Below are 22,381 nucleotides of genomic sequence, written 5' to 3'. Positions count from 1 at the left end.
TTGTCGTTTATATGAAACAGATTTTGAGGCGCAAGCTCTGGAGATGTTGAAAAAGCGGGCAGATTTGATTGATAAGTGGCAGTTGCTGAAATATCGAGCAGAATTAGGGGAAAAGGATGAGGTAATTGCAATATTACTAGGGCAATTAAAGGATGAGGATTCTAGTGTGCGTTGGAGGGCAGCCGATGCCTTGGGCAAATTGGGTAACAGTTCCGAAACAGTAATTAACTCTCTACTACCTCTACTTCAGGATAATGATTTTATTGTGCGTTGGAGGGCAGCCGATGCCTTGGGCAAATTGGGTAACAGTTCCGAAACAGTAATTAACTCTCTACTACCTCTACTTCAGGATGAGAATTCTGATGTGCCTGGGAGGGCAGCCGATGCCTTGGGCAAATTGGGTAACAGTTCCAACAATATCCTCCCCACTATCATTCAATGGATTCAACAACACCAAGATTCAGAATATGTCGGTAGAGGTATTGATGCGTTGTGGTATTTAGTTGTAGGCGAGGAAAATTGAGATGGTGAGAGACATTTAGATTTTCAATTTCAAAAGGTGAGTCATGGAAAAGAAACTATTGGACAATAGTAAGGGCGATCGCCCAAAAATGGAAAAGAAACTATTGGACAATAGTAAGGGCGATCGCTCAAAAATGGAAAAGAAACTATTGGACAATAGTAAGGGCGATCGCTCAAAAATGGAAAAAAAACTATTGGACAATAGTAAGGACGATCGCTCAAAAATGCCAAACAAACACTTGAGTTCAATTTTCCTCTCCACTATTGTTCAATGGATTCAACAACATCAAGATTCAGAATATGTCGGCAGAGGTATTGATGTGTTGTGGTATTTAGTCGTAGGTGAGAAAAATTGAGATGGCGGGATACATAAGGAGTCATATCAAGTAACATTAAATAACCTGAATATAGAGTAATATCAAGTTGCACTGATTAGCCACAATACAATAAAGATGAAAAAGATGGCATACTCCTCAAGAGTCATCTTAAGATGACTTAAACTATTAGCCAAGGATTTCAATCCTTAGCGAATTGGCAACCTTGGCGAGCCATGTCATCCGCCCAGAAATTTATTTCTGGGCTGCATAGCAGAAGTCATCTTTAGATGACTAAAGATATCTAATTTATTATGGCTAATTAATGAGGCTCGATATCAGGAGTCATATCATGTCCGAATAATCAGCTAAAAAAACCTTCTCCCTTGAAACCTTTCTTTCCCTTCTGCCTTCTGCCCTCTGCCTTCTGCCTTCTGCCTTCCTTAAAAAAGAAAAAATGCCAAACAAACACCTGAATTCAATATTCCATAGAATTCCTATTCGGACAATACTAATCGTACCATTTCTCATACAACTGTTAGCAACTGTGGGACTCGTCGGCTATTTGTCCTATCGCAGTGGTCAACAGGCGGTACAGAATCTCTCAGAGCGCTTGATGACAGAAGTAGCAGAGCGAGTGAATTTGTATATTCAGCAGAATCTTCACAAAGCGATCCAAATCAATAAAATGAATATTGAAGCAGTCCGAAATCAAACCCTAGATTTAAACAATTTAGCCGAGGTGGAAAAACTTCTATGGTTACGCATCAAGCAATTTGAAACCGTGACTGGCATTTTCGTGGGTTTCCCTGACGGTAGGTTTCGAGTGACTCACCGCAGAACTAAAGAACGAATTGAAGGAATGATTTCCGATCCCAAACGCCCGGAGCGCTTGACAATGTATCTTTTGGACAAACAGGGACATCGTGTTCAAGAACTTTTCTCTCTCGATCCATTCGTCATCCAAGAAACTCCTTGGTATCGAGGCGCTGTCAGTAATCTCGCTCCTGGTTGGACGAAACCTTTCCAAGTAGGCATACTTCCAGTCCTAGCAGTTAACAACTATGCCCCGTTTTTCAATTCCCAAGGGCAGTTGGAAGGAATATTTGCCGTCAATGTGGGTTTAACACTAATCCAAGATTTTTTGAAATCTCTAGATATTTGCGATGGTTGTCGAATTGCCATTATTGATGAAGATGGCTGGTTGCTTGCCAGTTCCGTTGATGAGAAACCATTCCTGACTACTGCCGGACGAGTAAATAAAGATGGTAACTATGATGGGGCTTTACAGCGGTTAAAACCCATGGAGAGTAAGGACTCCGTTATCGCGACTGCTGCTACCCATTGGCAAACTTTAGCCACAGACAAAAATACTGTGACGCGATCGCAATTTGATTTGGGACCAGAAAAATATTGGTTACAACTGGCACCTTTGGATATAGAAATACTCCATCCTAACTGGACAATTGCTATCATTGTTCCCCAGTCGGAATTCATGACAGAGATTAATGCCAATACAAAAATCACAGTCGTTTTTTGTCTTTTGGCGTTGGTTATTGCCACAATATTGGGTATTTTGACAGCTCGTTGGATAACACAACCGATATTAAAATTAAACCAAGCAGCAAAAAGTATGGGTCAAGGACAATGGCATCAACAGACAGAACTACAGAGCGATCGGCGCGATGAAGTAGGAGAATTAGCTCAGTCTTTCCACCGCATGGCAACAGAATTACAAGCTTCCTTTGAAACTTTAGAACAACGAGTGGAAGAGCGAACAATTGAACTGACTGAGTCGAATCAACAATTAGAAACAGCTAAAGAAAAAGCGGAAGTGGCAAATCAAGCAAAAAGCACTTTTATTGCCAATATGAGTCACGAATTACGCACTCCTTTAAATGCCATTTTAGGCTTTTCGCAAATTATGATGCGTTCTCAAACCTTATCTCTAGAAGAGAAAGAAAATATAACTCTTATTAATAAGAGTGGCAACTATTTATTAACCTTAATTAACAATATTTTAGACTTATCCAAAATCGAAGCTGGGAAAATGACCCTCAATGGGAAAACCTTTGACTTTTATTCATTGTTGAACGAACTGGAAGACTTATTACATATAACGGCAGAAAATCAAGGATTAACATTAATTTTTTACCGCCAGAATGATGTACCTCAATATATCTATACTGACGAAACTAAGCTCCGTCAAGTATTAATTAATTTAATCAATAATGGTATTAAATTTACATCTGAAGGGGGTGTGAGTGTTACAGTTGTGAGTCAAAAAGAATCCCCCCTTAATTCCCCCTTGGAAAGGCAAAAAGAATCTCCCCTTAATCCTCCCTTAGAAAGGGGAAAAAGTTCTGGAAAAAATCTCTCCTTAGAAAGGGGAAAAAGTTCTGGAAAACATCCTTCCTTAGAAAGGGGAAAAAGTTCTGGAAAACATCCTTCCTTGGAACGGGGAAAAAGTTCTGGAAAAAATCTCTCCTTAGAAAGGGGGGAAAGTTCTGGAAAACATCCTTCCTTAGAAAGGGGGGAAAGTTCTGGAAAAAATCTCTCCTTAGAAAGGGGGGAAAGTTCTGGAAAAAATCCCTCCTTAGAAAGGGAGAAAAAATCCCCCCTTCCCTTAGAAAGGAGTTCTGAAAAAAATCCCTCTTTGGAATGGGGGAAAAGTCATGGAAAAGCCACAATTATTTTTGAAGTCAGAGATACAGGAGCAGGAATAGCTGAAGCTGAAATGCCCAAATTATTTGAAGCATTTGTCCAAACAGAAACAGGCAAAAATAGTCAAGAAGGAACAGGATTAGGATTACCTATTAGTCGTAAATTTGTACAGTTAATGGGAGGAGATATTACCGTTAACACTCAAGTAGGCAAAGGTACAACCTTTAGATTTGAAATTCAAGTAAATGTTGCCCAAAAAGCAGATATAGAAACTCAAGAACATCCTCGTCATGTTATTGCTTTAAAACCCAATCAACCCCGTTATAAAATATTAATAGTGGATGACCGGCCTACTAATCGTTTATTATTAATTAAGCTATTACAACCATTAGGATTTGAATTAAAAGAAGCAGAAAATGGAAAACAAGCAATAGAAATCTGGGAAAAATGGCAACCTCATTTAATTTGGATGGATATGAGAATGCCAGTAATGGATGGTTACGAAGCAACTCAAATAATTAAAGGCACAACTAAAGGAAATGCCACAGCAATAATTGCCTTAACAGCAAGTGTATTAGAAGAAGAAAAGTCAATTATTTTATCAGCAGGATGTGATGATTTTGTCAGAAAACCTTTCCGAGAATCAATGATTTTTGAGACAATGAAAAAGTATTTAGGAGTGGAATATATTTATCAACAAGAAACTCCAGATCAAACTGCCAGTGAATTACCAAGTTTAACAGTAGAAGATTTAGAGAAAATGCCTACTGAATGGTTAGAAGAACTGTATGATGCAGCGAAAGCTTTAGATGACGATCTGAGCTTAGAATTAATAGAAAAAATTCCGGTTGAACAATCTTTATTAGCGGAAAAATTAACTAATTTAGTCAATGATTATCAATTTAAAACCATTAGACAATTAATTGAATCTCTGTAAACATCCAGCTATTAGCGGTCAGCTCTTCCTACAGAATGCTGCGCAAACAGCTTTTTAATAAATGAAGCAAGCATTTACTTAACTTCTACAACATTTTTAAACAAAGAATTGAAGCACAAGAACAGCAAGCTTAAATTGTTCACTAAAATTAATAAAGCTGAATGCTGAATGCTGAATGCTGAATGCTGAATGCTTACGAATCTCTTAAATCAGGATAAATCATAAAAATATGAATAATATATCAGAAAAAAAATCAGAAGGAACTATTTTAATCGTTGACGATCAACTTTCTAATTTGAAAATTTTAGCTACTCTTTTAAAAGATAATAATTATAAGGTAAAAAAAGCCATTGATGGAGAGAGTGCATTAATTTCTATAGAAACAGACAGTCCCAATTTAATTTTACTAGATATAAAAATGCCCGATCTGAATGGCTATGAAGTTTGTGAACGTTTAAAAAATCATCCTAAAACTAAGGAGATTCCAGTGATTTTTATTAGCGCTTTAAATGAAGTTTTTGATAAAGTAAAAGCATTTGAAGTAGGGGGAATAGACTATATTACTAAGCCTTTTCAAGAAGAAGAAGTTTTAGCAAGAGTTAAAAGTCAGTTAATTATTCAAAAACAAAAACAGTTATTAGAAAAAGAAAGAGAAAGTCTAAAACAAGAAATTAAACAACGCCAAGAAGCAGAAGCGATTTTATATCAATCTAGGGCATTAATTTCTGGTATTTTAAATTCCTCTCTTGATGGTATTGCAGCGATGGAAGCATTGAGAGACCAGAGAACAGGAAATATTATTGATTTTTCTTGTTTAGTTGTTAATCCAGTTATTGCTAGAGCTTTTAATCAAGAACCACAAGATTTAATTGGTAAATTAGTGCTGAAAAAGTTCTTACATAGAATTCATTATGATTTATTTACAGATTTAGTTAATGTGGTAGAAACTGGAAAATCTTTAGAGCAGGATATTTATTATAATAACCAAGAAGAAGGAAAATGGTATCATTTCATCGCCGTTAAATTAGGGGATGGTTTTGCTATTACAGTAAGAGATATTACAGAAAGGAAAAACTTAGAATTAACCCTTGAAGAAACTAATAAAGAATTAGAAACTTTTAGTTATAGTATAGCTCATGATTTCCGCGACCAATTAGAAACTATTGAGTCATTAACTCATTTTCTCAAAGAAGAATATGGAGATGATAATTATACCAATCAAAATGCTCAAGATTATTTTGATTTAATGTTTCAATCAACTGCTCGAACGCAGCAGATTATTAAAGATTTACTCATGTTGTCCAAGGTAAAAAAAAGTCCAATAACTCTTGAATTAGTGCATTTAAGTAATATAGTTCAAGAAATACTAATGAAACTTCAAATAAAAGAACCACAAAGAAAAGTTGAATTATTAATTCAGCCCAATGTTACAGCTCAAGGGGATCAAAGATTTTTAACAATTGCTTTAGAAAATTTAATTGGTAATGCTTGGAAATATTCATCTAAAAAAGATGTTACTCAGATTGAATTTGGAGTTTTATCCGCAGAACAAAAAGAATTAGATTCAATCATTAATCAATGCTCTTTATATTACAAAGACAAAAGCTTATGTGTACAAAAATCAGATGTAATTTATTTTATTAAAGATAATGGTGCTGGCTTTAATATGGAAATATTCACAGAATTATTTACTCCTTTTAAGCGATTCCATTCAGATGATGAGTTTGAAGGAACTGGTATTGGTTTATCAATTGTGAAAAGAATTATTAATTGTCACCAAGGTTTAATTTGGTGTACTTCTCAAGTGGAAAAAGGCACAACTTTTTATTTGACTCTTAATAACAGTAGAAAAATTTAAAAAAGATAAAGAAGGAGTCAGGAGTCAGGAGTCAGGAGTCAGGAGGGAAGAAAGAAGAAGAAGGAAGAGGAGAAAAAGGAGAAAGTTTTTTGGTCGCGTAAGCAGAACCGAGTTCTATCGCGCTCTTATCCTGACATGATATTAGTCTCGAATAGCAGTGAGTATGCCTAAATATTGAGGAGTCACAGAATTGTGAATTATAGTCTATTTTTATGAAAACCACTATAATTTTAATTTATGTTCTCTGTTTAGTGAAAATCCTAGAACTTTGTACCCCATCTACTGTGCGTGAAGATCATTTTCAATTTCTATTGCTATAATAAAAGAAGAAAAAAACTCTACAAACTGCTCTGATATAGATTGAAATCTAGGAGGGCCATTATGATTGAAATCAGTTCCAATCAACAGGATAACGTTCTTGCCTTTACTGCTCATGGTCGAGTCACTGGAGAGGACTACGAATCTGTTTTGATTCCCGCCATAGAGGCTAAGTTAAAAGAAAAACCCAAAATTCGCTTGCTTTATAATTTGGGCAGTGATTTTTCAGGGTTTGAAGCTAAAGCTTTATGGGATGATGCAAAAGTAGGTCTTCAACACCCAACTGCTTGGGAAAAAATTGCAGTTGTGTCCGATAATAAATGGGTTGTCGGAGCAACAAAACTGTTTAGATTTATTATTCCTTGCCCTGTAAAAGTATTCGACAATAATCAATTAGTGGGAGCCACTGAATGGATTAATTCGTAGGTTAAACAAGTAGTAATTGGTATAGCAGAAAGAAGAAGGAACGATTGAGGGACTGAAGTTAGAAAAATTTTGCGTTGTCGGAGTTTTAGGCTTTTGTTTGATATATCTGCGCCCTTTTCTTCTACTGCTATATATATTTATATTCAACTTCTTGGGATTTGCTCAACTTAATCTTTATTTATTATTATTGGGTTGCGAGATACGCTTAACCCAAACTGGTAGCGCGTCTAGCTTTATAGATGTGGGAGAGGTCAGATTAAGGGAGCGATCGCTCTATTCCCTATCCAATTATTTCAACCAATTCAACAAATCTTCCAAACTACTAAAACTTAAAGTTGCTCCTCCTAAATCTTCTAACTCTTTGGGGAACTTCGGTAATTCTACAAATATCATTGCTACTTCTTCGTCTCTATAGTCAAATAATTGCTCTTTCTCTTTAAACACAAAATGATTAATATATTTGGCGGTTTCTTCAAACATCTCAAAATTTGTAATCGTTAAAGCAATTACTGGTTTTAATTTCCGATATCCTTCCCTAGTTTTTAATTGATTGCCATAAGTTTTAAACAAATTATAAACTACTCGCTTTTCAAAAGCCAGAACACTCAATACCTGCATTTAAATAATCAAATTGGAGCCGTCATTTAAGATAGCTTTCACATCTAGATAACTATCTTTCAAACTAATCGTATCTCCTGGATTATATGGGTCAATTATTTCCCAATCTTGAATCATAGATTCACCACCATATATTAGAGCATTCAAGAAACTAATCAAAATATCTTTACTCTCAGTTGAGCCAAATATTTTTTTGAAAGCAAAATCTGTTTTAGGACTAATAAATCTCATAGTTTTACTTTGTTTATCAACTCCAGTTATGGGGATTTAAACCCAAGCTTTTAGCGCGCTGAAAGCTGAGTTATGTTTACAGAGCATTCCGGTACGGAAAATGCTGATAGCTAGTTAATTATTAATTGTTGAACCACAATTAATCTATTCTGACTCCTGAACTACTTAATACTTTTTTTCTCACTTCTAGTCCGCAAAAATTCTCCAACAATTGCAATCGCTCCTGAGCCTAAAATTAAAATTACACTCAGGGCATTAATATCAGGTTTTACCCCTGTACGAATCCTACTAAAAATTTCCATTGGCAAAGTTGTTGCCCCACTTCCTGAAGTAAAACTAGCAATTAAAAAATCATCCATACTTAATACAAAAGCTAGCAAACATCCAGATATAATTCCTGGCATTAATTGGGGTAACAATACTTGCAAAAAAGCTTGTACTGGAGTTGCTCCCAAGTCAAGGGCAGCTTCCTCTAAATTAGGGTCTAAATCTGCTAATCTTGTGGAAACAACTAAACCCACATAAGCTAGACAAAAAACAATATGAGCTGCAATTATTGTCCATAAACTTAATCTAATTGCCAATGCTGCTAAAAAGACTAGAGTCGCAACAGCGATCGCTATATCAGGAATAATTAATGGTAAATAAGAAACACCTAAGTATAAAGATTTGCCTCGAAATTTATATTTTGCTAAACCTACTGCCATTAAAGTACCAATAATTGCTGAAATAGCCACAGCACAAATAGCTACAGTTAAACTATTTTGTAAAGCATTTAAAACTCTAGTATCTTGAAAAAGCTTGACATACCATTGCAGGGTGAAGCCCTCCCATCCTGCACTATATTTAGATTTATTGAAACTATAAAAAGTCAAGACAAAAATTGGCAAGTACATAAACAAAAACATTAAAATTGTAAATATTACCTGCCAAGAAATATGAATTTTTGATTGAGATTTAGACATATCTATTGGGATATTATCTTCTGGATTTATTAAACTATTTGTCATCTTTAACTTAATTAGTTAATGTTTATTCATTAGACATCTCCGAAAAAGAGGGAGCAGGGAGTAGGGAGTAGGGAGTAGGGGGAAATAATTGATAATTTTTGTGGGATAATTGATTTGATTTTTTATTATTGGAGATGTCTATTTATAATTTAATTTAGATATACAGGACGAACGCTAGAATTTTTTTTTAGGCCACAGGGGAGCAGGGAATTATCATCTACTACCTACAATCTAACACCTAACACCTTCTTCCTTTACTTAGAGGGTTTACCATCGCCAAATTTTAGTAAAAGAGCGATCGCTATACTCACCCCCAAAATCATAACCATACTCAAAGCTGAACCAAACCCCCAATTTTGAGTAGCTCCTAAAAATTGATTATAAATTAATCGAGCAGCTGTCATACTAGAAGCACCACCCAATAATTCAGGGTCAACAAAATCTCCTAAAGAACTAATAAAAACTAATAAAGAACCTGCAGCAATACCAGGTAAACTTTGAGGAACAGTCACTTTCCAAAAAGTTTGTATAGGGGTTGCTCCTAAATCTGCCGATGCTTCTAATAATCTTCGGTCTAACTTTTCTAAAGAAGCATAAAGAATAGTCACAATATAGGGTAAATAACTATAACTCATACCAATCAAAACAGCGGGAGTTCGATTCAATACTTCTAAAGGTGGTAATCCAATAATTCCAATAATTGAGTTTAATACGCCAGTGGGTCGTAAAATTGTAATCCAAGCATAAGAACGTAATAAAGATGAAGTCCAAAGTGGCAAGACAAAACCTAATAAAAGTAAATTTCGCCACCGTTTGGGTGACATTAAAGCAATCCAATAAGCTACAGGAAATCCCAATAATAAACATAAAATTGTTGTACCTGTAGCAAAATAAATTGAACGCCAAATTACTTTTAAATTAATCAGGTCAAATACTCGTAAATAGTTACCAATGCCATCAGGGTTTACTAAATCTCCAGGTCGAATATTTTCTACTAAACTCAGTTGGAAAATTACTAAAGTCGGCAACACTAATATCAACAGTAACCATAAACCTGCCGGACCTAATAAAGCTAGAGGACCTAACAGTTTAGAAAATGTTTGACTTATACCATGTTTTGACTGAGAATTAGGGAAAGCTGGAGCAGACGGTTTAGTAGGTGTAGTCATATTTGTAAAGTCAAAATTCAAAAGTCAAAATTCAAAAATAATATTGTAGAAATTGGAACATTTCTCAAGGATTGGGTTCTATAGTGCTATTTTGTCAAGTCAAAATTCAAAAGTCAAAATTCAAAAATAATATTATATAAATTAGAAAATTATTCAAGGATTGGGTTCTATAGTGCTATAGGATTTAATTACTAAAAAAAGTTAGTAGAAAAATTCCATATATAAATCTACTCAGGAATTTGCCTTCCTCCTTCTTTTTTCTTCCTTCTTCCTTGCTCCTTCTTTCAATTATCAAAATAATAATAATGAGGGTTGCTCAAATACCCGTTACAAAAAATAACTTCTGACTTCTGACTTCTGACTTCTGACTTCGTTAACCACTTCTTAATTTCGTCCAGTATTCATCATAAACTTCTTCATATTTACCCAGTGGAACTAAACTTTCACACTTTTCAATAATTGATTCTGGGGGAAATAAAGTAGGATCTTCTTTTAGTTCTTCTGATAATCTTCGATAAGCTTCACGAGAAGGTGTAGCAAAACTGAGTCTCTCCACAATTTCAGCAGCTATATCTGGCTGTAACATAAAATTAATCCACTGATAGGCACCATCAGGGTTAGGAGCATTTTTGGGAATCACTAATGTATCCGTCCACAGAGAGGAACCACTGCGGGGAGTAATATATTCTAAATCTTCATTTTCTGGTTTAATTTCTGCAGCATCAGAAGAATAACACATAGCTATCAACAAATCTTCTACCAAAATTTGAGACCGCCAACCATCTGTAGTAAAAGAGGCGATCGCTGGTCTAAGTATGAGTAACTCTTGGTAAGCTTCCCTGATACTTTCAACATTAGTAGAGTTGTAGGAATATCCCAGCTTTCGCAAAGCACACCCCATCACCTCGCGCACGTCATTAGCTAGAGTCAGGCGCTTTGATATTAAATTTTTATTTTCCCAGAGATACTCCCAGTCAGTGGGCGCAGTGGGTAACAGTTTGCTATTGTAAATTAAACCAGTAGTACCCCAACTTATGGGTACACTATAGACATTACCAGGGTCATATATAGGGTCTTGAAATTCTGGGAACAGATCGTCTAAACCAAGAATTAGAGAATGGTCTAACTCTGTCAACAAACCCAGGGATTCCATTTTTTGCACCATATAATCAGATGGATAGATGATGCTATATGCTCCACCTCCTCCAGCTTGCACTCTAGCTAGCATCGACTCATTAGAGTCAAACACATCTGCAACTACTTTGATACCTGTTTCATCGTAGAAGCGGTCTAGCAAATCTTGGTCTGTATAACCTGCCCAAGTATATATATAGAGTAAATCTGAATCTCCCTGCATTCGGGGGTTAGATTTTACTTCAGCTAATCTCCAACCACAGCTAGAAAGAGCTGAAGCTGCGATGGTAGCTGCTGACGTTTTGAGAAATTGACGTCTAGAAGTGCGAGCATCTTGCTTGTTAATAGATGCAGCAATAACATTTCCCCGATATTTCTCGAAATTAGTTGGAGGCACTTTCAATAATTAATAATTAATAATTAATAATTAACAATTACCTCTTCTTTTCAAGGAGAGGATTAGACTCTTAAGGAAAATTTTTTCTCCTTTCAAGGAGAGGCTTTAAACCTTAATTATTCGGTAATTTTTCAATAGTGAAAATTTAGTTTACGTTTTTGTTATCTTGTCTCGCTTAGAGCCAAACAATCTTGTTTTGCCCAATAAAGATAGATAGGGGTATCTGCGCTGGGCAAAGTTCCTTGTGTACTGGGCTGCCTGATCGTCATGCGATCGCCTGACAACAAATTTACATGATAATATACATGAGTCCCCATATACATAACATTTATTAATCTACCTTCAAAGCAATTTTCTGATATATCTAGGGAATAAAGACTTAGCTCTATTTTTTCTGGCCGCACACTGACGACTACGGTAGCACCTGCATAAATCTCTCCGTTTTTTGCCTCTTCACTAACTGTTGATTGTTGTACAACAATTTTAATACCACGATCTGTCTTAACTACTATATTTGAATGATCGATAAATTCAACTCTACCCTGAAATAAATTCGTTTCTCCAATAAAATCTGCGACAAAAGGACTTTCAGGGTGCTCGTAAATTTCTTGAGGAGAACCTATCTGCTCTATTCTACCTTCGTGCATCACGGCAATACGGTCAGACATACTCATAGCTTCTTCTTGGTCGTGAGTTACCATCACAAATGTAACGCCTAAATCTTGATGTAAGCTAGACAATTCCATTTGCATTTGTTTGCGTAGTTTCAAGTCTAGGGCACCAAGAGGTTCATCTAATAATAATACTGCTGGACGATTTACCAACGCCCTTGCTAAAGCTACCCTTTGTTGTTGCCCACCAGATATTTGATTGGGATAGCGATCGGCAAATTTTTCCATTTTCACCAGTCGTAAAACTTGTGCCACTTTTTCTTCGGTTTCAGTTTTTCCTACACGTTTAATTCGTAGTCCAAAGGCAATATTATCTTTGACGCTGAGATGATTAAATAGAGCGTAGCTTTGGAAAACAGTATTTACAGGGCGACGGTAAGGAGGAGTTTGATTCATGGATACTCCCCTAATCATTATTTCACCTGCTGATGGGGATTCAAACCCAGCAATTAAGCGTAATGTTGTAGTCTTGCCACAGCCAGAAGGGCCAAGAATACTAAAAAATTCTCCTTGACGGATATTCAGGTCCACACCTCTTACTGCTGTATGGCCTTCAAACACTTTGAATACTTTACGCAGTTCAACGTCATTTTGGGTGTCGGTTACTGTTGTCCCTATATTTAGTGCAGTTTGAGTCATGGTTGCTATGTCATAAGTGGGAAAGTTACTCTGGAAATCTGGGTCTTATTGAATTTAAGTGTAATATTTTTCAGTATTTTAGCAGTTCTGGCTATTGCGCTTCATCTATTTGGGTCAGGACTTATACCATTTTGATAAATGTTTGCTACAAATAGCTAGGATATTTCTTAGAAGTCAACCCACCCCTCGCCCCTCCCCCTCCCAGGAGAGGAAGTCAGGAGGACTGAGTCACACGGGAATAGTTTCAATACCAGTTTTTAGCTAGGAAATTCTCTTTTTCTCTTGTTGCGCTACTAGGTGCGACTGGTGTCGTCGCGGGGTCGCACCGCTGTCTTGGTCGATTGGATATGGCGAGGAGACCCGTTCTTGCAGACCCGCTCCGAAGATCGCCATCCCACCCTACGGGAAGCTACGCTAACGACCGCTTTGTCAAAGGGACATCTCCTGCAAATATCTTTATAATCATGCTGATTATTCGTAACATTCTTTTTTCATGCATGGTATTACGCATAACCACTAAATATAGTAGGGGTTAACGGCCGTTAACCCCTACAAATTTTGAATTGTTCTGCTTTTTAGTTGTTTGTCTAGGAAATGAAAAATAAGATTTTTCATATTTTTAATCTCCTACTGCAAAAATCTGTTGGGCGATTAATTTAAGCTCTGGAAATGTAGGATAAATAATTTTTTCATCTCCTCTAAATTGTTGTACTTGATATTCTTCGTCAATTAACTGATAAATTGACAAAGTAGGTTGTTTTGGGTTGCCTCTATAATGTTTTCCCCCTAATCCTAAATAATCAACTATCCAATCTTCTGGTATTTCTAAACCCTCATAATCAATTAATTTATGACCATAAATTACGCCAATTTGTACTCACAAGTTCAATAATTAGCTTAATTGTTTTTCATTGAGTAATTGTGGAACGTTTTTTCCATAAAGGCTCATCTTTTAAAGCAGATTCATCCAGAAAAATTACGTCTGGATTATCACCAGATTTATTTGTATCTATCGGTTTAACAACTGCTTGCCTGGGAATAATATAAGGAAGTTCAAGAAGTTCGATTTGTACTCCTAGTTTAAGGGCGAGAAAACCTGCTACTTGTTCGTGAGTTCCTGTAGACTGTATTTCAAAAACAACTCCATTGTGTAATTCATCAGTACCATAACCATCTGGATAGCAATCTGAAAATTCGTCTAAGGTCATTAATTGTGGGGTAGCTTCTACAATCATATTAATCTCTTTTATGTAATTTTATATTAGTTCTATTCTACGATATTAATTGAGCGTTACATTTTAGCTCTCATTTCTAGAAAATTTATCGAATAATTAAGGTTTAAAGCTTCTCATTTTCAGGAGATACAAGAAAAAAATACTTTTAGTCAATCCTATTATTTTAAGGATAGGTAATTATTAATTATTACAGCAGTTTTCGAGTTGATAAGGTACAAAATTTTATGTTTTTAGGGAACACAGGATCTGTGTTCTGGGAACAAGGAATGAATAAAAATTATAGATTAGTCTTAAACTTTACCTCACTATCCTCAAATTTGCTGTAATTGTTAATTATTGGATAATTCCACCTATCAATTTAGTTATTCTGTCAGTAAATAATCATCAGTAGGTGAAGGAGACCCCTCCGGTTTAGGAGATGATTTTTCTATTTGCACATCATCTTTTTTCTCAGTAGATTCTTCTAATTGTTCGGGAGATTTTTCAGATGATGGTTTAGCTGTTTCCGGTTCATCTTTTTTTTCAGTAGATTCTTCTGTTTCAGCAGATGATTCTTCCGGTTTTTCTTGTTTTTCCCATTCTGCAACTGGTTTAGTTAAAACATTTTTGAAATTGACAGATAATAACAAAACAGACACCTCTTTTGGCGGTTCTCCTTCAACTTCTACTTGAGAATATATAGAAGTACCATCAAAATCTGCTTTTCCTAAAAACAATCTCCTAGTTCGCTCATCTTGAAGTTTAATTTCTACAGTAATTTCTGGTTTTTCTAAACCATATTCAGATAACTGAGAAACAGGAGTATTAATAGAGCGATCGCTTTTTAATCCTGTTATTTGGTCTAACAAAAATTCTACTGTTAGTAAATCAGCTTCTTTTTCTGTAGGTGCAGTTATTTTCCAAGTTGCTTCTTCGGCATTTTCATCCTTTGTTAAAGTTAATATTTCTGATTCTTGTTTGATAGTAATAGCCTGAATTTCTTCTGACTGAAAATTAAACACCTGTTTTTGTTGTTCTTGCAATTCAGCTTGTTGTTGCTTACCTCTAATTTCATAAAAATAAACAAACCCACCTAAAGCAAGTGCTGTTAATATTAACGTTAAAGTTGTTTTCTTGATTTTCATAACATTTACGAGTTCTGAAAAAAGTTTTATTCTCGAAGTAAATTAAATTTCAATCCTACATTTTGAACTTCAAAACGTAGTAGAAAGAATAAGGAGTCAGGAATCAGGAGAAAATAACGGTTGCCAATAGAAATAAAACAAATAAATAATTAAGTATTTATGTTTAATATTTTTCTGATAATTTGAGTTTGAAAAAGTTCAACTCCCTTCGGGAGAAGGAATAGGCAACAGGCAACAGTTAAATAAGGACTGGGAGAAGAAAAAATCTTTTGCCTGTTCTTGGGGTAAGTTAAGTAGGTAGGAACGAAAAAAACAAAGTATGTAATAAAAAGTCAAGTAGCTCATAAGTCTCTTTCCTTTCCTAGGTCATGCTGCGCAAACAGCTCCTGCTGCCCTCTGCCTACTGCCTTTGTCTAAAAATAAACTTTAACGCCTAGCCTACCTACTTAGTCTAAACTCAAGTCTTTAAACACTGTGTCAAAGTTGTTTTTTGTAATAATATAGTATAGTGATACAGTATGTTTAATCTTTTTTGAAAGAGTCACAAATCTAATGAGGAAATTTCAATATTTATGAATATTAATCCAGCTTCTTCTTTGCCTTTGCCACCTGGTAATTTAGGATTACCTTTTATTGGAAAAAACAAAATATTTCCCAAGAATTATCAAGACTATATAAAAGAAATGTACGAAAAATATGGTCCTATTTATAAAACCAGAATTCGAGGTAAAAAATTTATTTACTTTCAAGGATATGAAGCTGTAAAATTTGTTTTAACTAATGAAAACAAATACTTTACATCACCTATCATTTTCAAAAATTCTCAAATAATTTTTGGTAAAACTGATATTACTAGGTTGGTAGGTAAAGAACATAGAGATAGACAAAAACTATTAGCTCAAGTTCTCAAGAAGCAAGCGCTAAATAACTATATTAATACCATTCATAATTTGAGTCAAGGCTATTTTTTAAAATGGATAAAATCTGATTTTGTAGATTTATATTTTGAAATAAATAATTATACTTTAGACCTTGTTTTGAAATTATTGCTAGGTATAGATTCTGCTTCAGAAAGTGAAATCGGTAATTATTTAAAAGACATGATGTCAGGATTAAATACCATTCCGTTAGCTTTTCCTTGGACTAAATTAGGTTGTGCTTTAAAAAGTAAGGATAAATTATTTAATCAATTTGAACAAATCATTGTAAAAAGACAGAAAGAGAGTGATTTTGGTTCAGATGTATTAGGTATATTACTTACAGTTCGAGAACAAACGCATAACCAAATAACTATAACAGAAATAGTAGAACAAATGGTTAATCTTTTATCATTAGGAAAAAAGGAATTAAGTTCAGCATTAACTTCTTTTTTGATCTTAACAACAGAGCATTTAGATGTTTTAAACTTACTTCAAATAGAACATGAAAAATTGGATAAATCAGAACCACTATCTTTCGCTAAATTAAAGAAAATGGTTGATCTAGAACAAGTTATCAAAGAAGTATTACGGCTAGCTCCTCCTGTGAGTGGTGGACTTCGAGAAGTTCTTCAAGATTGCTCTTTTCAGGGATTCCGAATTCCTAAAGGATGGAATGTAGGTTATCGAATTAGTTCAGTTCTTCAAGACCCAGAAATATATGAGCAACCAGAAAGATTTAATCCAGAACGGTTTAATCTTGTAAATGCTGAAGATCAAAAGAAACCTCTTTGTTATATCCCATTTGGAGGTGGTGTAAGGGAGTGTATAGGCAAAGAATTTGCTTATTTGGTCATCAAAATTTTTATATCTGCCCTACTAGATAATTGTAGTTGGAAATTTAAAGAGAATCAAGATTTGACAATTAATACATTTCCTGTTGCTCGCCCAGCAAATAAAATAGAAGTTTGCTTTACGCAAAAGTAAATTAACTGTCAAAATCTACAATGAAATGGCCTTGCTTACCTACTGTGAAAACCGATGCATCACCGTAGACTTCTGATGCCTTTAAAGACCCTAAACTCCAATTATAAATGATTTGTCACACTAGATTGTAATTTTTTCTCTTGCTGAAATCTCTTATGACTTTTCACTTTTACCGTAAGGATTCAACTATTAGTATTCAGCTTTTCCTGCGGAATGCTGCGCAAATAGCTTTTGAACTTAATACTTACTAAGGTTAGTTGATGACCTTTTTCTTAATAACTTTTAATTCTCCTTGGAGTCTAATTTATCGTTCCAAAATAATGAGTTAATGGCTGATAGCTGATAGCTGACTGCTGAATGCTTACCTTTTACCTGTCTCCCTTTCTCTCAAATATTAATCTTTTTCAACTTTCTATTACTATAAATTTTAATTTATTGTCTTCGCCACCATATAATTCCACCAATTGTAAAGCCTAAAAATGGTAAAATTACTATTGCCATCCAACTTAAAAATCTAGCTCGTACTAACCTCATTGCAATACGACGGTTTGTGGTTTTTTTCGGACTAATAGAAAGTATTTTTTCTTCTGGTTTACCTAACCAAGAAACTGAGTTAAGAAAAACATCTTTATTTAATTGTTGTTGAAACCAACCGTTTGTCGCAAATTGAGAATTTCCTAACACTACTAAACGTGCTTCTTCAGATGTATTCTCTGATTTTTCTACTGTTTCTGTAGGGTCAAATTCATCTGGTGGTTGACCAGGAAGTGGGGGAATAACTTCAGCAGAAATTATCTCTTTTTGCTCTTCTAACTCTGAAGTAGAAGTTGCCACTGGTTCATTCGGTGGTTGACCAGGAAGTGGAGGAATGGGAGTAAGGTCTAATCCTGTTTCATCACTTTTTTCTACAGTAGAAGAACGAGTAAAAGCTACACCTATTGATAATGGTCCAAGGCGATCGCGACCCTCATTAAACTGTAACTGACCCCTTAAATCTGTTTCGGCCCAACTTTGGTCATTAGTCCAAATTAGAGGACTTTCTACTATTCCATCCACGGTTTGACTTTCTATGGGTCGAGCAAAAGGATACAATGAAATACCATTACTAAAATCATCAGTAATAGGATGTTCTCCGTAGCTACTAACTAATACCACCCAAGGGTCAAGACCTACTAACCGACCAATACTTGGGTCATCTATTGCCAGGCGATCGTCAACTAATACTCCCCACTCTTCAAATAAATCATCTAATTCTGGGTCGGTGCTTGGGTCTAACATAATAAACACACCACCACCTCCATCTAAATATTCTTTTAAAGCGGTAACTTCTGCCTCTAAAAATTCTCTTTGCGGACCAGCAATAATTATCATATCTGCATCTTCTGGCACTTGAGAAATACTTGCCAAATTTATCGACTCTACTATATATTTTTTATTTTCAAGAGCTTTTAGAGCTTCGGAAAAACCTCTTTCCCCTTCTTCTAATTCCCTTTCACCGTGACCTTGAATAAAGTATATTGTTAAAATTTTGCCACCGAGTATTTCTTCTATGCTGTTAGTTAGTTTAGATTCTGTGAGAGGTTCTAGTTTTCTACTAATAATAACTTCTTTTCTTTCTCCTGCTTCGAGATAAATTTCTCCTAATTGTTGTACCCCAAATTCATTAGCTTTTCCTGGTTGTTTCTGGGGGTCTACTAACTCAAAATTAAATTTACCATTTCCTTGTCTTTGATAGTTTTCTATTAGTTGAGTATATTGAGGATTTTCTCCTCGATCGAATATCCAAAGTTTAACTGGTTGTTCGAGATTTTCTAATACTTCAATTGTTTGAGGCGATAATGTAAATTTTTGATTTTCAGTAAAGTCTATTCTAGTTTGATAACGAACTGCTAGAAAGTTAATTAGTGCCAAGATAATCAATACTGAAATAGTAGCAAAAATTGCGTTTGTGCCTGCTTCGGTTGCTCGACCACTCCACCAAGTTGTAGTTGAGTTTTGTTCTACAGAATAAGCTTGATAAAAAATCCACAAACCAATTATGACTATGCCAGTAGTGATTAAACTTAATGGTATAGGTTCCCAAGTTCCTGAAACAACACCTGCTGATACACCGATAATAGTTAAAATTGGTCCTAGCCAAAATATATAAGTCCAAGTACTTTTGATACTGTTCATATTATCTTTTTTTCTATCTGTAAATTGTCTTGAATAGGAAATCAGGAATAATAAAGTTTTACGGAAGTTAAAAGTCAAAAGTAATATTTTATAGGCTCAAAACTCTAATGCTAAACTAATTTCAGGAAATTATTTCACATCTAAAGTTTGAAACTCTTTGTAACACTCTTTTTTCAAGTTAGTATAACACAGAAACAATATTATGAATAAATTTAGGGATTTATGCAATGAATTATTTACTTATTCCCTTTGTTTTTCATTACTGAATAATTAAGGTTTAAAGCCTCTCCTTTAAAGGAGAAAAAAGCGGTCGATCTTCGGAGCTTCCCGTAGGGTGGGATGGCGTACTTCGGAGCGGCTCTGATCAGAGCGGGTCTCCTCCCCATAATCGACCAAGAGAAGATTTTTTTTTCTTTTAGTAAATTCTCTTCTTTAACGTAAGGTCTGGGAAAATCTCTGGCAAAGACTTAATCGCGACACAATTAATATTGGTGTTGTGGGGTTAGCACGTCAAGGTAAGAGTACCTTTCTACAAAATGTAGCTGGACTAACAGATGAAGAGGATCAAGAAATTATTCCTAGTAGCGATCGCTTGCCTTGTACTACTGTTCAAAGTAATATTTATCATCACGAAGGGGATGCTTGTGCTAAGGTTTTTTTTCACTCTGAATCTTCTTTTATTCAAGAGATTATTACACCTTATTATCGAGAATTAGGCTTTGAAAATATTCCGAAAAATTTCCATGAGTTTACTAATTTGCCATTTCCTCCTCAGCCTATTAATCCTCAGCATCCTGCTAAAGCTGAGTCTATTTATAAACATTTACGACAGGATTATTATGTTCATCTAAATAAATATTCCGATTTATTGCAGTCGGAAAAGCGTTTTCTTAAAGTTCCAAAACGTGAAATTAGAAAATCTGTTTCACAAAGTTATGACGCTTCAAGCCAATAAATATAATTTCGCCTATTGAATGGTTAGCGAGAGGAATTAAGAGTTGTCTGTCAAACATTCCTAATACTTTTCAAGCATCTAAATTTGACCAGTTTATCTATGGCAATTTTGTAGAAAATGAAAGTGAATACCGTCTAGTTTCGCACAGTGAAAGTTTAAAGAATAATATCTCAGAGCTGGAAGATATACATGAAAAAAATTATTACTTTTGGGGAATTTAAAGTAGCGATCATAATCGCCAAGCTGTAGAAATTTGTAGGAATAATACTTCTATTTTGCCAAAAAAATAAATTATACTTACTCAAGCTGCTCTTGCTAGTAGTCGGGATAAAAAAACACCTTTGTTGAATGGAAACCTCTCATTTTTCCAGCACCGTTATATTTTTTTTCTGAAGCAGAAATGGCTGAATTTAACAATCGATTTTTTTGGTTATTAGTAGCTTTGAATGATATATCAATACCAACTTTCAGTAATGTAAATTTGCCTGATCATTATGAGAAAAATTACTGAATTTTGGGAAAATAAAGCTTTTTTAACTTATTACCAAAAGATGAAAAAGTAAAGATTCCAATAGAAAAATTTTGTGAAGAGCTTCCCGAATATGTGAAAAAAATTTCGCTTCAAGCACTAGCAGTAATTTTGAATGGTAAAAGACTATTGCTTACTGGCGAACAAGAGGAAAAAGACTAATTACTTATAATTCTCTATAGTATTTTCCTTTTCCTCCCTACTAATGCACATAATAAAATATCTTTAGCTATAGGTTCGGTTGACCCTGAATACTGTAAGTGGGCACAAATAATAGTTAAGCTAGATAGTTCTTCAATACATTTACGGGTTTGGCATTAGTTGGAGAAATCACGAGGGATAATTTTAAAAATCTGTTGATCGAACAACTTTTTCCTATTCTAGATATAGAAACTTTTAATCAAAGTAATTTAAAGCAATATTGGCAGAAAAATTTTCCTGATGCACTAGATTCTTTGAATTTATATTTATTAGAAAAATAGAGAGGTATTTTCCATATTCCTGAGATTGCTAATAGTTTAGAACTTATATCATGTCCGGATAATTAGTGATAAAAAAAAGTTTCTCTTTACTTCTTCTTTCTTCCCTCCTGACTCCTGATTCCTTAGTCGTTTATTTATAACTGTTCAACCGGACATGATATTACTAATTAGGGCTTGCTGAATAAATCTAAAAGCATTGATATATAAAGGTTGAGCGCATTTTTTAGTAAAAAAAAGTCCAAGCTTAATGGTCGTAATGGTTCAAAAAATTAGCATTTTAGGCTCATAGTTGCGCAGAATAATCCCTTGATTATTCTTCCTCCTACCTCCTTTATAATTCCCATTTCTCCTGTCTCCTGTCTCCTGTCTCCTGTCTCCTACCCTTACCCATAAGACTTTTTCAGCAAACCCTAATTATGAAGCTAGTAAGCTTTATATGACTTGTCTAGAATTACACTCATCAACCTATGAACAAAGTTTGCCACTATTGAAATCTATGATTGAAAAGAGCATCAGTTTTCTAGAAGAGAGAGTTAAGTTTCAGACAGATAATTTTATGGCAGTTTATCAATGGTTTAATTCTCTATATTTTCAAGATAAATCCCCAAGCAAATTTACGGATAAGTCTCTGACAAATTTTCAGATAAACCTCTAGATCCGTTTGAATTATTTTTAACCTCAAGGAAAGTCCAAAATAATAGCTTGAAAGATTATCTAGAGACTTATCTAGAGAAAGTTGAGTTCCTTTTTTCTTTACGAGGACGATATAAAACGGAAGATTTTTCTGGATAAAACTATAGGAAAAGGTTTTCCTGTTGAGATTCTAGAAACATGGCTCAAACTATTGAATACTCACTCAGAAAGTCAAGAGGTAGAAGCAGAATTTATGATTAGTAAAGCTTGGTATTTTCTAAATCATAAAACACTCAGATAAATGCGATAGAATCTAACAGACACTTACAAAAAATATGTAGGCAAATTTATTCAGTGGGCAAATAAACAGGAGCGTTTAGATTTAACTAATGATACTCCTGTTGAGTTAATTAGTGGAGGACTTATTGAGTACATC

At 34.7% G+C, this 22,381-nt stretch carries 19 protein-coding genes and 1 pseudogene; 11 read left to right on the top strand and 9 right to left on the bottom strand.

Going from position 1 to position 22,381, the window contains the following annotated elements:
- From F6K18_RS23470 to F6K18_RS23450, 5 genes are all read left to right on the top strand, one after another.
- Positions 1–523 (top strand): HEAT repeat domain-containing protein (locus F6K18_RS23470; protein WP_287524630.1); only part of this gene is annotated, 523 nt, incomplete at its 5' end.
- A 43-nt stretch (positions 524–566) separates the two neighbouring features.
- On the top strand, positions 567–878 hold the full coding sequence (locus tag F6K18_RS23465; protein ID WP_287524628.1) for a hypothetical protein: 312 nt from the start codon (positions 567–569) through the stop codon (positions 876–878).
- Between the two features lie 415 nt (positions 879–1,293).
- On the top strand, positions 1,294–4,437 hold the full coding sequence (locus F6K18_RS23460) for a hybrid sensor histidine kinase/response regulator (protein WP_287524626.1): 3,144 nt from the start codon (positions 1,294–1,296) through the stop codon (positions 4,435–4,437).
- Positions 4,438–4,666: 229 nt separating this feature from the next.
- Positions 4,667–6,295 carry a response regulator gene (locus F6K18_RS23455; RefSeq protein ID WP_287524624.1) on the top strand — a complete coding sequence of 543 codons (1,629 nt, stop codon included), beginning with the start codon at positions 4,667–4,669 and terminating at the stop codon, positions 6,293–6,295.
- Positions 6,296–6,676: 381 nt separating this feature from the next.
- Positions 6,677–7,039: an STAS/SEC14 domain-containing protein gene (locus tag F6K18_RS23450; RefSeq protein WP_124144442.1), complete on the top strand. Its 363-nt coding sequence runs from the start codon at positions 6,677–6,679 to the stop codon at positions 7,037–7,039.
- A gap of 345 nt (positions 7,040–7,384) precedes the next feature.
- On the opposite strand, the pseudogene F6K18_RS23445 reads toward F6K18_RS23450, so the two are convergent.
- The 5 genes and pseudogenes from F6K18_RS23445 to F6K18_RS23425 all read right to left on the bottom strand — a co-directional run.
- Positions 7,385–7,888: pseudogene (locus F6K18_RS23445) on the bottom strand (Rpn family recombination-promoting nuclease/putative transposase); the annotation flags it as partial.
- A 161-nt stretch (positions 7,889–8,049) separates the two neighbouring features.
- On the bottom strand, positions 8,050–8,853 hold the full coding sequence (locus F6K18_RS23440; RefSeq protein ID WP_375341343.1) for an ABC transporter permease: 804 nt from the start codon (positions 8,851–8,853) through the stop codon (positions 8,050–8,052).
- A 299-nt stretch (positions 8,854–9,152) separates the two neighbouring features.
- Positions 9,153–10,067: an ABC transporter permease gene (locus F6K18_RS23435; protein WP_124144447.1), complete on the bottom strand. Its 915-nt coding sequence runs from the start codon at positions 10,065–10,067 to the stop codon at positions 9,153–9,155.
- A 373-nt stretch (positions 10,068–10,440) separates the two neighbouring features.
- A complete protein-coding gene (locus F6K18_RS23430; RefSeq protein WP_287524634.1) occupies positions 10,441–11,547 on the bottom strand; it encodes a spermidine/putrescine ABC transporter substrate-binding protein in 1,107 nt (368 codons plus the stop codon).
- Between the two features lie 212 nt (positions 11,548–11,759).
- Positions 11,760–12,908, bottom strand: a complete 1,149-nt coding sequence (locus F6K18_RS23425; RefSeq protein ID WP_287524620.1) for an ABC transporter ATP-binding protein — start codon at positions 12,906–12,908, stop codon at positions 11,760–11,762.
- Positions 12,909–13,050: 142 nt separating this feature from the next.
- On the opposite strand from F6K18_RS23425, the gene F6K18_RS23420 reads away from it, so the two are divergent.
- Positions 13,051–13,173, top strand: a complete 123-nt coding sequence (locus F6K18_RS23420; RefSeq protein ID WP_287524617.1) for a hypothetical protein — start codon at positions 13,051–13,053, stop codon at positions 13,171–13,173.
- Positions 13,174–13,527: 354 nt separating this feature from the next.
- On the opposite strand, the gene F6K18_RS36795 is transcribed toward F6K18_RS23420, so the two are convergent.
- From F6K18_RS36795 to F6K18_RS23410, 3 genes are all read right to left on the bottom strand, one after another.
- Positions 13,528–13,716, bottom strand: a complete 189-nt coding sequence (locus tag F6K18_RS36795) for a hypothetical protein (protein WP_353735145.1) — start codon at positions 13,714–13,716, stop codon at positions 13,528–13,530.
- Between the two features lie 100 nt (positions 13,717–13,816).
- Complete coding sequence (locus F6K18_RS36790; RefSeq protein ID WP_353735143.1) at positions 13,817–14,143, bottom strand: hypothetical protein; 327 nt, start codon at positions 14,141–14,143, stop codon at positions 13,817–13,819.
- Positions 14,144–14,505: 362 nt separating this feature from the next.
- On the bottom strand, positions 14,506–15,267 hold the full coding sequence (locus tag F6K18_RS23410) for a DUF4340 domain-containing protein (protein ID WP_287524615.1): 762 nt from the start codon (positions 15,265–15,267) through the stop codon (positions 14,506–14,508).
- A 572-nt stretch (positions 15,268–15,839) separates the two neighbouring features.
- Between F6K18_RS23410 and F6K18_RS23405 the strand changes: the two genes are divergently transcribed.
- Positions 15,840–17,171: a cytochrome P450 gene (locus F6K18_RS23405; protein ID WP_287524613.1), complete on the top strand. Its 1,332-nt coding sequence runs from the start codon at positions 15,840–15,842 to the stop codon at positions 17,169–17,171.
- Between the two features lie 432 nt (positions 17,172–17,603).
- Here F6K18_RS23405 and F6K18_RS23400 read toward each other — a convergent pair whose 3' ends face one another.
- Entirely contained in the window at positions 17,604–19,346 is a 1,743-nt protein-coding gene (locus F6K18_RS23400) for a Gldg family protein (protein WP_287524611.1), read from the bottom strand.
- Between the two features lie 496 nt (positions 19,347–19,842).
- Between F6K18_RS23400 and F6K18_RS23395 the strand changes: the two genes are divergently transcribed.
- The 4 genes from F6K18_RS23395 to F6K18_RS23380 all read left to right on the top strand — a co-directional run bounded on the left by F6K18_RS23395 (position 19,843) and on the right by F6K18_RS23380 (position 22,246).
- Positions 19,843–20,301, top strand: coding sequence for a hypothetical protein (locus tag F6K18_RS23395; RefSeq protein WP_287524609.1), 459 nt, complete (start codon positions 19,843–19,845; stop codon positions 20,299–20,301).
- 840 nt (positions 20,302–21,141) lie between these two features.
- Positions 21,142–21,312 (top strand): hypothetical protein, encoded by a 171-nt coding sequence (locus F6K18_RS23390; protein ID WP_161564459.1) that lies wholly within the window; start codon positions 21,142–21,144, stop codon positions 21,310–21,312.
- A gap of 436 nt (positions 21,313–21,748) precedes the next feature.
- The gene (locus tag F6K18_RS23385; protein ID WP_287524606.1) at positions 21,749–21,967 is read left to right on the top strand and encodes a hypothetical protein; all 219 of its coding nucleotides are present in this window, start codon (positions 21,749–21,751) and stop codon (positions 21,965–21,967) included.
- An 81-nt stretch (positions 21,968–22,048) separates the two neighbouring features.
- Positions 22,049–22,246, top strand: coding sequence for a hypothetical protein (locus F6K18_RS23380; RefSeq protein WP_287524603.1), 198 nt, complete (start codon positions 22,049–22,051; stop codon positions 22,244–22,246).
- Positions 22,247–22,381: the final 135 nt, after the last annotated feature.

The organism is Okeania sp. SIO2C2 (assembly GCF_010692625.1).
Classification (GTDB): Bacteria; Cyanobacteriota; Cyanobacteriia; order Cyanobacteriales; family Microcoleaceae; genus Okeania; species Okeania hirsuta.
Note: the sequence above shows the minus strand (reverse complement) of the source record. Positions and strands in the feature narration are given on the sequence as shown.